General features: G+C 71.9%; 13 protein-coding genes. 7 read left to right on the forward strand and 6 right to left on the reverse strand.

Annotated elements, in window-relative coordinates:
• Positions 1 to 19 precede the first annotated feature (19 nt).
• Positions 20 to 793, forward strand: a complete 774-nt coding sequence (locus ACIHFD_RS08555) for a cyclase family protein (RefSeq protein ID WP_355191990.1) — start codon at positions 20 to 22, stop codon at positions 791 to 793.
• The gene (locus ACIHFD_RS08560; protein WP_397366176.1) at positions 790 to 2424 is read left to right on the forward strand and encodes a thiamine pyrophosphate-binding protein; all 1635 of its coding nucleotides are present in this window, start codon (positions 790 to 792) and stop codon (positions 2422 to 2424) included. The genes ACIHFD_RS08555 and ACIHFD_RS08560 overlap by 4 nt, the downstream gene beginning before the upstream one ends.
• Positions 2425 to 2461: 37 nt before the next feature.
• Here ACIHFD_RS08560 and ACIHFD_RS08565 read toward each other — a convergent pair whose 3' ends face one another.
• Genes ACIHFD_RS08565 through dhaK form a run of 3 tightly spaced genes read right to left on the reverse strand, consistent with a single transcriptional unit; the run spans position 2462 to position 4489 of the window.
• Complete coding sequence (locus tag ACIHFD_RS08565) at positions 2462 to 2836, reverse strand: phosphoenolpyruvate--protein phosphotransferase (RefSeq protein WP_363963953.1); 375 nt, start codon at positions 2834 to 2836, stop codon at positions 2462 to 2464.
• 55 nt (positions 2837 to 2891) lie between these two features.
• Positions 2892 to 3509, reverse strand: a complete 618-nt coding sequence (gene dhaL / locus ACIHFD_RS08570; RefSeq protein ID WP_397366177.1) for a dihydroxyacetone kinase subunit DhaL — start codon at positions 3507 to 3509, stop codon at positions 2892 to 2894.
• On the reverse strand, positions 3509 to 4489 hold the full coding sequence (gene dhaK, locus ACIHFD_RS08575) for a dihydroxyacetone kinase subunit DhaK (RefSeq protein WP_364246783.1): 981 nt from the start codon (positions 4487 to 4489) through the stop codon (positions 3509 to 3511). Before dhaK ends, dhaL begins: the two co-directional genes overlap by 1 nt.
• A gap of 54 nt (positions 4490 to 4543) precedes the next feature.
• On the opposite strand from dhaK, the gene ACIHFD_RS08580 reads away from it, so the two are divergent.
• Positions 4544 to 5710 carry a cytochrome P450 gene (locus ACIHFD_RS08580; RefSeq protein WP_397366178.1) on the forward strand — a complete coding sequence of 389 codons (1167 nt, stop codon included), beginning with the start codon at positions 4544 to 4546 and terminating at the stop codon, positions 5708 to 5710.
• Between the two features lie 18 nt (positions 5711 to 5728).
• Positions 5729 to 6475 carry a lysophospholipid acyltransferase family protein gene (locus ACIHFD_RS08585; RefSeq protein WP_363963961.1) on the forward strand — a complete coding sequence of 249 codons (747 nt, stop codon included), beginning with the start codon at positions 5729 to 5731 and terminating at the stop codon, positions 6473 to 6475.
• Between the two features lie 115 nt (positions 6476 to 6590).
• Here ACIHFD_RS08585 and ACIHFD_RS08590 read toward each other — a convergent pair whose 3' ends face one another.
• Positions 6591 to 7535 (reverse strand): hypothetical protein, encoded by a 945-nt coding sequence (locus tag ACIHFD_RS08590; RefSeq protein ID WP_397366179.1) that lies wholly within the window; start codon positions 7533 to 7535, stop codon positions 6591 to 6593.
• Between the two features lie 299 nt (positions 7536 to 7834).
• Between ACIHFD_RS08590 and ACIHFD_RS08595 the strand changes: the two genes are divergently transcribed.
• On the forward strand, positions 7835 to 8626 hold the full coding sequence (locus tag ACIHFD_RS08595) for a hypothetical protein (RefSeq protein ID WP_397366180.1): 792 nt from the start codon (positions 7835 to 7837) through the stop codon (positions 8624 to 8626).
• A gap of 99 nt (positions 8627 to 8725) precedes the next feature.
• Here ACIHFD_RS08595 and ACIHFD_RS08600 read toward each other — a convergent pair whose 3' ends face one another.
• On the reverse strand, positions 8726 to 9217 hold the full coding sequence (locus ACIHFD_RS08600; RefSeq protein WP_363963971.1) for a MarR family transcriptional regulator: 492 nt from the start codon (positions 9215 to 9217) through the stop codon (positions 8726 to 8728).
• 90 nt (positions 9218 to 9307) lie between these two features.
• Between ACIHFD_RS08600 and ACIHFD_RS08605 the strand changes: the two genes are divergently transcribed.
• Together ACIHFD_RS08605 and ACIHFD_RS08610 are read left to right on the forward strand one after the other, a co-directional pair.
• Positions 9308 to 10162 (forward strand): NAD-dependent epimerase/dehydratase family protein, encoded by an 855-nt coding sequence (locus ACIHFD_RS08605; protein WP_397366181.1) that lies wholly within the window; start codon positions 9308 to 9310, stop codon positions 10160 to 10162.
• A gap of 150 nt (positions 10163 to 10312) precedes the next feature.
• A complete protein-coding gene (locus ACIHFD_RS08610; protein ID WP_397366183.1) occupies positions 10313 to 11344 on the forward strand; it encodes a DUF418 domain-containing protein in 1032 nt (343 codons plus the stop codon).
• Here ACIHFD_RS08610 and ACIHFD_RS08615 read toward each other — a convergent pair.
• A complete protein-coding gene (locus ACIHFD_RS08615) occupies positions 11341 to 12615 on the reverse strand; it encodes an ABC transporter substrate-binding protein (RefSeq protein ID WP_397366184.1) in 1275 nt (424 codons plus the stop codon). The two genes, ACIHFD_RS08610 and ACIHFD_RS08615, sit on opposite strands and share 4 nt — an antisense overlap.
• Positions 12616 to 12660 lie beyond the last annotated feature (45 nt).

Below are 12660 nucleotides of genomic sequence, written 5' to 3' on the forward strand. Positions count from 1 at the left end.
AGCCCACAGGGAGGATGACATGTCGGTCTTGCAGAGCTTCGTTGACAGCGTGCGCAGCGGGGCGATCGAGGTGATCGACCTCACGGCGCCCCTCTCGTCCGAGACGCCGATCCTCCAGTTGCCCGAGCCGTTCGGCAACACGATCCCGTTCCGCCTGGAGGAGATCAGCCGCTACGACGACCGCGGCCCCGCCTGGTACTGGAACGACATCCACACCGGCGAGCACACCGGCACCCACTTCGACGCCCCCGTCCACTGGGTCACCGCCCGCGACGGCCAGGACGTCTCCCAGGTGCCCGTGCGCAGCCTCATCGCGCCCGCCGTCGTGCTCGACTTCGCCGCCGAGGCGTCCAAGGACGCCGACTTCCTCCTCCAGATCGACCACGTCAAGGAGTGGGAACGCGCCAACGGCCCGCTGCCCGACGGCGGCTGGCTGCTCTACCGCACCGGCTGGGACACCCGCTCCGCCGACCAGGCGGCCTTCCTGAACGCCGACGCCTCCGGCCCCCACACGCCCGGCATCTCGGTGGAGTGCGCCAAGTGGCTGGCCTCCGAGACCCCGATCGCCGGGATCGGCGTCGAGACCGTCGGCACCGACGCGGGCGCCGCCCACTCCTTCGACCCGGCCTTCCCGTGCCACTCCTTCCTGCTGGGGGCGGGCAAGTACGGCCTGACCCAGCTGCGCAACCTCGACCGGCTGCCCGTGACCGGCGCCGTCGTGGTCGCGCCGCCGCTGCCCATCGTGGGCGGCTCCGGCAGCCCCGTGCGCGTGCTGGCCCTGGTGGAACGTTGATCGTCGCGGAGGCCGTGGGGCGGGCCCTGGCCGCCTGCGGCGTCGGGACCGCCTTCGGGGTGGTCGGCAGCGGCAACTTCCACGTGACCAACGCCCTGGTGGCGGGCGGCGTGCGCTTCGTCGCCGCCCGCCACGAGGGCGGGGCCGCCACCATGGCCGACGCGTACGCGCGGATGAGCGGCCGGGTCGGCGTCGTGTCCGTGCACCAGGGGCCGGGGCTCACCAACGCCCTGACCGGCCTGACCGAGGCGGCCAAGAGCCGTACGCCGCTCATCGTGCTGGCGGGGGAGGCCACGGAGGCCCAGTCCAACTTCCACATCGACCAGGCCGCGCTCGCGACGGCGGTGGGGGCGGTGGCGATGCGCGTCACCTCGGCGGAGGAGGCGGTGTCGCGGGCGGCCGAGGCGTACCGGGTGGCGGTGGAGGAGCGGCGCACGGTCCTGCTGAACCTGCCGCTCGACGTCCAGGCCGCCCCCTTCGAGGGGCCTGCCGACGTGATGCCGCCCGCGATCGCGTCGGCGGTTCCTTCGGCAGGTCCTTCGGCGGCGGAGGTGGGGGAGCTGGCGCGGTTGCTCGGCGCGGCCGAGCGGCCGGTGTTCATCGCGGGGCGCGGTGCCCGGCACGCGCGGCGGGAGCTGGAGGAGCTGGCCGACCTCGCGGGCGCCCTGCTGGCCACCTCGGCCGTCGCGAAGGGGCTGTTCCGCGGCAGCCCGTGGGACCTCGACGTGAGCGGCGGCTTCGCGACGCCGCTGGCCGCCGAGCTGATCCGCGGCGCCGACCTGGTCGTCGCGTGGGGATGCGCGCTGAACATGTGGACCACCCGCCACGGCACGCTCGTCTCGCCGGGCGCGAAGGTCGTGAAGGTCGATCTCGACCCGGCGGCGTTCAAGACCCATGTGCCCGCCGACCTGGGTGTGGCGGGTGACGTGGCGCGCGTCGCGGAGGCGCTGGCCGCTCAGGTCGTGTCCCGCCCGGGCTACCGGTCGCCGGAGCTCGCCGCCCGCGTGCGGGACGAGGGGCGCTGGCGGGACGTGCCGTACGAGGACGAGAGCGGCGGCGGCCGGATCGACCCCCGGACGCTCAGTATCGGGTTGGACGACCTCCTGCCGCGGGAGCGGATCGTCGCCATCGATTCCGGAAATTTCATGGGATATCCGTCGATGTTCGTGGATGTCCCGGATGAGGGTGGGTTCTGCTTCACGCAGGCGTTCCAGTCGATCGGGCTGGGTCTGGCGACGGCGATCGGCGCGGCGATCGCCCGGCCGGACCGGCTGCCGGTGGCCGCGCTCGGCGACGGCGGAGCCCTCATGGGCATCGCGGAGCTGGAGACCGTCGTCCGGCTCGGCCTGCCCATGGTGATCGTGGTGTACGACGACGAGGCGTACGGGGCCGAGGTCCACCACTTCGGGCCGCACGGTCACCCGCTCGGGACAGTCACGTTCCCACCGGCCGACCTCGCCGCCATCGCCCGGGGTCACGGCTGCGCCGCCGTGACGGTCGGCGGGCCCGGCGACCTGGCGGGCGTGGCCGAATGGGTGGACGGGCCCCGCGACCGGCCGCTCCTGGTGCACGCCAAGGTCACGGCGGAGCACGGGTCCTGGTGGCTGGAGGAGGCCTTCAAGGGCCACTGAGCTCAGAGCTCGCGGTAGGCGCGGGCGCCCGCTGAGCTCACAGCTTGCGGTAGGTGCGGGCCTCCTCGGCCGCCTCCAGCACGTCGGCCAGCGGCACGCCCGCGCCCGCCGCCACCGCCGCGGCGATCGCGCCCTCCACGAACGGCACGTCCGCCACCACCACCCGCCCGTCCTCCTCCAGCAGGCGGGCGGTCAGCACCGAGCTGCCCAGGTCGGGGATGAGCACCACCCCGTCACCCTGGTCGACGCCGCGCAGCGCCGCCTCGATGAGGTCCAGGCTCGTGCCCAGCCCGCCGTCCTCGGTGCCCCCGGCGGCCGCCACGGGTACGTCGGCACCGGCGATCCCGCGGGCCAGCGCCGCCGCCTCCGCCGCCAGCCCCGCGCTGTGCGCGACGAGCACCAGCCCCACCATCACCCGGCCCCATCGATCGGCCCGCGTGGGATCACACGATCACCGGGCCCGCCCATCAAGCCACCACCGACGCCAGCGCCGCCATGAACAGGGCCGCCGACGCCGCCCCCGGGTCCTCGTGTCCGATACTGCGTTCGCCCAGGTAGCTGGCCCGGCCCTTGCGCGCCTGCATCGGGATCGTGGCCTTCGCCCCCTCCTCGGCGGCTTCGGCCGCCCGCTCGAACGCCTCCTTCACCCCGATCCCGTCACGTACGGCCAGGGCGAGCGCCCGGGAGGCCGGGACCAGCGCGTCCACCATGGTCTTGTCGCCCAGCGCGGCCTTGCCCAGCCGTTCGAGCGCCACCACCCCGGCCTCGAACGCCCCCGAGAACCCGGCCAGCGTCACCGGCGACTCCAGCGACTTGCCCATCTGCCGGAACACGGACCCGTACAGCGGCCCGGAGGCGCCCCCGACACGGCGGATCAGCGTCGCGCCCGCCGCGGCCAGCACCTCGCCGGGAGTCCCCGGCGGCGACTCGGCCAGCGTCTTGCGGACCTCGGTGAGGCCGCGGTCGAGGTTCGTGCCGTGGTCGGCGTCGCCGATCGCCGCGTCCAGCCGGGTCAGCCGGTCGCGGTCCCTGTGCACCAGCCTGGCAGCCTCGTCGAACCAGGCCACGAACACGTCGGTGTCCATCAGCGCCCCCAGCGCAGCCCCGGCGTCTCGACCGGAGCGTCCCACAGGCGGGTGAGCACGTCGTCGAGCAGGCAGATCGACACGGAGAAGCCCTGCATGTCGAGACTGGTCACGTAGTTGCCGACGAGCGAGCGCGACACCCGCGCGCCCTTGCCTCTGACGAAGGCCGCGACCTCCGCGAACACCACGTACAGCTCCATGAGCGGGGTCCCGCCCATGCCGTTGACCATGACCAGCAGGTCGCCGCGGAGCGGCAGGTCGCCGTGGATGGCCTCCATGGCGATCGCGGCCAGCTCGCGCGCCGACACCATCGGCACCCGGGCCCGCCCCGGCTCGCCGTGGATGCCGATGCCCAGCTCCACGTCCGTCTCCGGCAGGTCGAACGTCGGCTTGCCCGCGTGCGGCGTCGTACAGGACGTCAGGGCGATGCCGAACGACCTGCTGCGCTCGTCCACCTCGCCCGCCACCGCGGCGATCTGGGCCAGCGGCGCGCCCTGCTCGGCCAGCGCGCCCGCGAGCTTCTCCACGAACAGCGTGGCCCCGGTGCCGCGCCGGCCCGCCGTGTAGAGGGAGTCCTGTACGGCCACGTCGTCGTCGACCAGCACGCTGGCCACCTCGACGTCCTCGATCAGCTCGGCGGCCATCTCGAAGTTCAGCACGTCGCCGGTGTAGTTCTTGACGATGTGCAGGACCCCGGCGCCGCCGTCGACCGCCCTGGTCGCGTCGATGATCTGGTCGGGGACCGGTGAGGTGAAGACCTCGCCGGGGCAGGCCGCGTCGAGCATGCCGTACCCGACGAAACCGGCGTGCAGCGGCTCATGTCCCGAGCCGCCGCCCGAGACCAGGCCGACCTTGCCCGGCCGCGGTCCCTCGGCCCGGTAGACCACGCGGTCGCGCATTCGCAGCGAGGGGTGGGCCGCGGCCATGCCGTTCAGCGCGTCATCGACGACGGAGTCGGCCGTGTTGATGAGCTTCTTCATGGTGAGAAGATCTGCCCATTTTCACGAGGGCGCAAGCGTCGTAGCGTGGGCGGGATGGAGGTCGTCTACAACCCCTACGACCCGGCGGTCAACAACGATCCGTACCCCGTCTACGCGTGGTTACGCCGGGAAGCGCCGGTCTATCACAACGCCGAGCACGGCTTCTGGGCACTGTCGCGGCACGCCGACGTGTCCGCCGCGCTCGGCGACAGCGCCCTGCTGTCCAGCGACCACGGCCCCGTGCTCGACCCGGCCGCGTGGGGGCCGCAGGCGCGTACGTACCTGTCGTTCGTGGCCATGGACCCGCCGGACCACACCCGCATGCGGGCCGTCGTCTCGCGGGCCTTCACCCCGCGCCGGGTGGCCGCCCTCGAACCCATGATCAGGGAGATCGCGCGGGGCTACATCGAGGAGGGCATCGAGCGGGGGACGTTCGACTTCGTCCGCGACTTCGCGGCCAAGCTGCCGCTCGACGTGATCTCCGAGCTGGTGGGGGTGCCGCCGTCCGATCGCGCGGACGTCCGCCGCAAGTCCGACATCCTCGTGAAATATGACCCTCAGGGCAAGATGGCGGACACGGGGCTCAGGAGCATCCTGTCCCTCGGCGACTACTACGCCTCGATCGTCGCCGACCGCCGGGCCGCACCCCGTGACGACCTCGTCTCGGCGCTCGTCGCCGACGGCGGGCTGAGCCCCGAGGAGATCGTGGCGTTCCTGTTCCTGCTGATCGGGGCGGGCTCGGAGACCACCACCCACCTGCTGGGCGCCGCCTGGTACTGGGCATGGCGCCACCCCGGCCAGCGCGCCGCCGCCTTCGGCGGGGCGATCACGGGGTGGGTGGAGGAGTCGCTGCGGTACGACACCCCCGCGCACGGCATCGCCCGCCGCCTCACCGAGCCCGCCGAGTGGCACGGCGTCCAGGTCCCCGCCGACGCCAAGGTGTGGATCCTGATCGGCTCCGCCAACAGGGACGAGTCGGTCTTCCCCGACCCCGACGTCTACGACCTGGGCCGCGACACCTCCAGGTCCATCAGCTTCGGCGTCGGCCGCCACTACTGCCTCGGCGGTCCGCTCGCCCGGCTGGAGGCCCGGGTGGCGCTGGAGGAGCTGACGAAGGCCGTCTCGCCTTCGTACGAGATCGACCCGGAGGGCATCCGGCGCATCTCGCACGGGAACGTGCGCGGGATGGTCCGGCTCCCGACTACCGTGGCACCCGCCTGAGTAGGCTACCTTCTGCTCATGGCTGAGATCGTGTACCCGCCGGTGATCGCCGCCGCGCGGACCCTGTTTCGCGTGCTCGACGTCCGGTTCCACATGGAGGGTACGGAGCACGTGCCGCAGACCGGGGGAGCGGTGCTGGTGAGCAACCACATCAGCTACCTCGACTTCATCTTCGCGGGATTCGCCGCGCTGCCCTCGCGGCGGCTGGTGCGCTTCATGGCCAAGCAGGACGTCTTCGAGCACCGGATCTCCGGGCCGCTGATGCGCGGTATGAAACACATCCCGGTGGACCGGGGGGCGGGCGCGGGCTCGTACGCCACGGCCCTGCGCATGCTGAAGGCCGGCGAGGTCGTCGGGGTCTTCGCGGAGGCGACGATCAGCCGGTCGTTCACCGTCAAGGAGATCAAGAACGGCGCCATCCGCATGGCCCAGGCCACCAACACGCCCATCATCCCCGTCGGGCTGTGGGGCAGCCAGCGGTTCTGGACCAAGGGCCGGCCCCGCAAGCTCACGCAACGGCACATCCCGCTGACCATCGTGGTGGGGGAGCCGATGCACCCCAAGCGCGGCGAGAACGTCAACGACCACACCGCCGACCTGCACAAGCGGCTGTCGGGCCTGGTGGACCAGGCGCAGCGCACGTACCCGGAGGTGCCGCAGGGGGTGTGGTGGCAGCCCGCCCACCTGGGCGGCACGGCCCCGACGCCGGAGGAGGCGGAGGCCATGGACGCCGCCGAGGCCGAGGCCCGCGCCAAGAAGGACTAGACCCGGGCTTTTGTGCCAGGACGCGTCGCGCGGCTCAGCACGGGCGACTCCGCGCGCCTGCTCCCAGCCTGGCCCACTGGTTCCCATCGCTCCGAACGGCGCGGGCGCCGGGCTCTCAGCGGGGGATCGGAAGGGTGCGATCGGGACGATCCGCCCGGTACGCCTCGCCGTCCGGATAGACGCGCCACGCATCGCCTCGCCGTAGCAGGATCGGGCTGGTCCACGCCTCGTCCGGCGCCGGGAGGTGGAGGTGCCGGACGCGTTTCGCCGCGTCCCAGATCAGCAGCCCGCGAATGTCGCCGAGGGGATCCATCTTGACGGGGTCGTACAGAGGATGGCTCCACAGGCCGCCCACCTCGGCGTGGACGAAGCGGTCGTCCAGCCACGTGACGTGCTCGTCGCACAACGGGCCCCATTCCCGCTCACACGGCACGGGCACCGGCTCGCCGTCGACCCACAACTGCGCGCCGATCCAGTCGGGAGCGCGGATCGTCAGGGCCTGGCGCCGCAGGCCGGGCGCGAAGGCGACGCGGACCACGCCCTTGCCCGCGGTGTCGAGGAAGTTGTACGCGCACCGCTCGTCCGTGAAGTCCCAGCCGATCTCCCCGTACTCGGCGGGCGTCACTCCGGCCGGTGGAGCCGGGTAGGTCCGCCCGCACCTGTCCCCGTCACGCGCGGCGACACGTCCGGCCGCGCCCGTCCAGGCCCACATCGCCAGGGCCCGCTCCGGATCGTCCATCCCGCCCATCGAGAACCGATGCTCCAGCCAGCGCTCCAATGCAGCGCCCTGCGGCTCGCCCCCGATGCCGGTCGGGACGGGCGCGCTCCGGCCGTCCATCCACAGCAGGAGCTCGGGCCCGGCCAGCAGCATGGCGTGATGCCGCCGGTCGGGGGTGAGGTAAGCGCGGAACGTCACGCCTCTGCGAGAGCGCCGGTAGGACCTCCCGTACGGCGCCAGGCCCGCGGCCGTACAGTCCTCGACCGTCAGCGCGGCCGGTGGGTCCGCCAGGTCGCCGCGCGCCACGGCGGCCATCCACTGCTCCAGGACCTCGCGACTCATGGCCGCCATTCTGATGCGACGGACAGGCCCGGACAAGATCAACAGGCGCGGCGCGAATCGAATCCACCGGTCGCGGCGCAACGCATCGCCCCGGCAGCGGCGACTGGGCGCGGGCGCGACCCGAGCCGGTCGAGGCCGCGCCCGTTCACCGCGCGGGGGTGGCCTGTGGCCGTGCTTGCGGGCCGTGGTGCGAGGCGCGCGGCCCGGGCGGTTGCGCTGGTGGAGTCGGTGAGGCCGGAACGAGATCTGGGCCTGCGAAGATCACCCGGCATGGCTCACCTCCCGAGGAGACGACCCGCATGAGGCTCTGGGCGCTCGCCCTGACGATCACCTCCGTGACCTCCATCGTCACGTCGCCGGCCGCCGCCGCGGCCGACCCCGTCGCCGCGCTGCGCCGCCAACTGGCGGGCGGCAACGGTGTGACCTTCTCGGACGTCCTGGTCGCCAGGTCCGAAGGAAAGCCGCGCACCTTCCGGGAGTCGGGAGTCCACGAGCTGGACCGGGGGAGGGTCGTCGCGAGCGAGATCCTGCGTCCCAAGGATTTCATGTTCGGCAAGTACCGCCAGCGCCTCATCCTCTTCCCGGACCGGTCCTACGAGCAGTCGGCCGGCCTGCGCAAGCATCTTCCGGAAGGCAAGAGCTGGCTGGTCGCCGAGGAGAAGCAGTCCCTCGCCCTGTACTGCGGCCAGATGCGGCTGAGCGATCCCGGCACGCTCAAGGCCCTGCTCGCCGCCACCAAGGTCAAGCGCCCCTCCGGCGTGTACGACGGCACCCGCACCACCCTCTACGAGGGGTCCATCACGCTGGGCGAGCTCGCCAAGGCGGACCCCGACTTCCGTATCGCCGGACTTCACAGGCCCGCGGGCAAGTACGTCCGTGTCCGGGTCGACTGGAAGCTCTGGATCGGACGGGACCAGCTCGTCCGCCGATGCCACAGCGACTCCAGGCAGCCCGGCATCCCCAAGCTGAGCGACGAACCCGTCCATTACGTCGACGACGTCCGCCTGTCCCGGTGGGGCCGGCCGATCGACATCCAAGCGCCTCCGGCCGATCAGGTGGCGACCTACGACGAGCTCGACCTTCCGGAGTAGCCCCAAGGCGGGCCACCAGATGCGGGGCCGTACAGGCGCAGAAAAGGGAAGCCTCGACGGACCGCCCCAAGGCAGGTGCCGAGTCCCGGGAGCAGCCCTCTACACGGTGTCGCCCAGGGAGACGAGGAGTTTGCGGAGGAGGTCGGCCAGGGCGTCGCGGTCGGTGGGGGAGAGGCCGGACAGGAGGCGGGCCTCGTTGGCCGCGTGACGTTCCAGGACGTCGTTGGCCACCCGCCGCCCTTCGTCCGTCAGCGCCACGAGCGTCATCCGCCGGTTGTCCGGCGCCGGCCAGCGGTCCACCAGCCCCCGCTCCACCAGGTGGTCCATGCGGTTGGTGAGCGCGCCGGGACTGACCATGGCCGCCGCCGACAGGTCCTTCATGCACATGGAGTCGGCTTCGTTCCTGAGCAGCGTGGCCAGCATGTCGAACTCCCACGCCTCCAGCCCGTGCTCGCCCAGGAACTCCTTGACCCCCCGCTCCAGGAGCCGCGAGGCCCGCGACACCCGGCCGATCACGCCCATCGGGGACACGTCCACGTCGGGCCGGGTGCGGGCCCACTGCCCGAGGATCGCGTCGACTGCATCTCCCATGGCGGCAATCGTACGACATTGAAATGTTCGATGTCGTGGGTTATCGTCCTACGTGGAAATGTTCAATGTCGAAATTTTTGAGGTGGGACAATGAAGGTGCTGGTGCTTGGCGCGACGGGGTACATCGGTGGTGCGCTGGTGGAGCGGTTGGTCGCGCAGGGGCATGAGGTGGCGGCCTACGTGCGGCCCGCGGCGGAGGGAGAGCGGCGGGTGCCGGGTGTGGCCGACGTCCGGTACGGGGATCTGGCGGACGCCGCCGCGCTGGAGAAGGCGATCACCGCGGACCTCGACGCGATCGTGCACGCCGGCCAGTTGACCGGCGACCAGGAGACCGATCTGGCCACGATCGGCGTGCTCGCCGGAGCGTCACAGAAGGTCGTCTATGTCAGCGGCGTGTGGGTGCTCGGCGAGACCGACGGGGCCGACGAGGACAGCCCGGCCGACCCGATCCCCCTGGTGGCGTACCGGGACCAGGTGGAGCGGCTGGTGATCGACGGCGGCGGCTCCGTGGTGCGTCCCGGCGTCGTCCACGGGCGTGGCACGGGCATCGCGGCGCTGCTGAAGGCGCAGGCCGCGCGGCGCGGGACCGGTGTGTACGTCACCGCGGGCGGCACGGCGCCGACGTGGACCTTCGTGCACGTGGACGATGTGGCCGAGCTGATCGTGGCCGCCGTGGAGAAGGGGGAGGCGGCCGTTTACCACGCCATCAGCGAGGAGGCGGTGCCCGTCACCGCCGTGGCCGAGGCGGCGGCCAGGTCGGCGGGCGTCAAGGAGACGGCCGAGCCCTGGCCGTTCGAGGAGGCCGCGCGGGAGCTCGGGGAGGGCTTCGCCCAGGCTCTGGCGATCAGCCAGCGCGTCAGCGCGACCCGTACCCGCGAAACGCTCGGCTGGCAGCCCTCCCGCCCCGGCATCGTGGCCGATCTCGTCGAGGGTTCCTACGCCTGACGCGTCCTCCCATCCCGGACCAGCCGGACTGACCGACGGCCCGGTGGGGCGCCGTCGAGAACGAGGATCGGCCGAAAGTACCGTCGGCGGATCGCGAGCCCCCACCGGTGGTCGATGTCCGCACCGTGCCCCGTCCCCAGGATGAGGTGCATGTCCTATCGAGATCACGCTCCGGGACCGGTCCGAGGTCCCGGAGCCCCTTCCACCCGCGCCGGGACGACGGCCTCCCCCGGCCGGCCGCGTATCGCCGCGCTCGACGTCCTGCGCGGGTTCACGCTGTGCGAGATCCTGCTCGCCAACATCCAGCTGATAGCCAACGGCGACAGAGCCGTCACGACGCAGCCCATGGGCGACTGGGACCCGTGGCTCGGGCTCCCGATCTTCTCCCTGCTGTTCGGCATCGGGTTCTCGCTGCTGCTGGACTCCGCCGCGAACCGCGTCCCCCGCCCGCGGCTCGTCCTGCTGCGCCGGCTTCTGGCGCTGCTCGCGATCGGCCTCGCGCATTCGCTGCTGTGGCGGGGCGAAATCCTGACCTCGTACGCCGTCATCGGCCTGCTGGTGCTGCTGCCCTCCACCTGGCTGCCGCGGTGGGCCGTGGCCGGCCTCGCCCCGGCGCTCGTGGCGGCGGCGCTGATCGGCGGCGGGGGTGGCGGGCCCCTGATGATCGCCGGGCTGTTCCTGCTGGGCTCGGCGCTGGTCCGGTACGGGATGATCGAGGCCCTCGAACGGTCCACTCGAGGGCCGCTCCTGCTGGGCCTGGCCTTCGCGGCGGGGGCGGCCTCAGCCCTGTGGGCACGGAACGGGACTGGTGCGCCGTCCTTCACGTCCAGCCTGGCCGATCTGCTGCTCGCCGGCGTGTACGTGTGCACCCTGCTGGTCCTGCTCAGAACGCCGCTGCGACCGGCGCTGGCGGCCCTCTTCGCACCACTGGGCCGGATGGCGCTGACCAATTACCTGACCGCCACGCTCCTCGTGCTGGCGGCCGGTCACCTCCTCGGCCTGCCGATCGGCCGATCCCTGACGGCGGCGTACGCGGCCGCGGGAGTCATCCTCGCCGCCCAGTGGCTGTTCGCCACCCTCTGGCTGCGCCGCCACCGCCAGGGTCCCGTCGAGTGGCTCTGGCGCTGGGTCACCTGGGCCCACCGCTCAGCCCTGCGCATCCCCGCGAACCGGGCCCACTAGCCCGCGATGAGGGCGTTGGCCTCCGTGATGAGCTTCTGAGCGGCCTCGTCAGGCGTCATCCGACCGAACAGGACCTCATTCGTATACCGCGTGAGGATGGCCTCGATGGCGCTGGCGCGCTTCGGCGGGGCGGCGGGCGAGTCCGTGAGCTCGCCCTTGACCTTGTCGAGGAAGGCCAGCGTCTTCTTGTCGGTCTCCGGAAGCTTGTCCCTGACCGCCGCCAGCACCTTGGAACTGGCCGGCAGGCCGCGGTCGCTGAGGATGATGGCGCCCGCCTCCGGATCGTTGATCATGAAGTCGATGAACTTGGCCGCCGCGGCCTGATGCTCGGACTTCGCCGAGGCGGTGTAGAACATCGCGGGCTGCAGGAACATGCCGCCCGCGGTGGCGCCCTGCGCCTTCGGCATCCGCAGCAGGTCCACCTCCTTGCCGCCGGACGCCTTGTTGATCGAGCCGAGCTGGTTGCTCCACCACATCCCCATCGCGCCGTTGCGGGTGGCGAACAGCGACCGGTCCTCGCTCTGGGTCGCGAGTTCGATGCTCTTGGCGGCGTCAGGAGAGCCCTTGCTCCTGATCAGCTTCTGGTGGACCGCCCACCACGCCTTGAGCGTCCCGGGCGAGACGCCGATCTTGTTGCCCTTGTAGAGGGACTCGCCCCGCTGAGCGGCGAAGATCTGCAGGAACGCCGGGTTGAAAGCCTGCTGCGTGCCGTAGACCTTGCCGCCGGTGCTCGCGGTGATCTTCGCCGCCAGGTCGACGTATTCGTCCCAGGTCCACGTGGTGTCGTCGGGCAGGTTCTGCCCCGCGTCCTTGATCGCCTTCGGGTCCACGACCAGGGACCAGGCGTTGACGCCGGTGGGGATGGCGAACTGCTTCTCGTCGATGGCGCCGGTGGCCAGCACCTTGGCGTCGATGTCGGCGGTGTCGACCGCGCTGGACAGGTCGGCGAGGGTGCCGCGTTCGGCGTACTCCCGCAGGCCGCGGATCTCGAGGGTGATGACGTCAGGTGTCTCGTCGCTCGCGACCTTCGTGGCCAGCGTGTCGTAGTAGGTGCCGAAGCCGGAGAACTCTTCCTCGATGTCGATGTCCGGGTTCTTCGCCTCGAACCTCTTGATCGCCTCTTGCGTCATCTTCTGCCGCGCGTCACTGCCCCAGTAGGAGAAACGTAACGTGATCGCACCGTCGGCGCCTTCGCTGCCGCAGGCCGCAGTGATCGCCAGCACAGCAGTGGCCAGCAACGCTGCCGTCCACGTCTTCTTGCCAGAGCCCACGGCTCTACCTCCTGGGGGTTGAGGGGTGCAGGACCTGCAGCGGCC

Source organism: Nonomuraea sp. NPDC051941 (assembly GCF_044593615.1).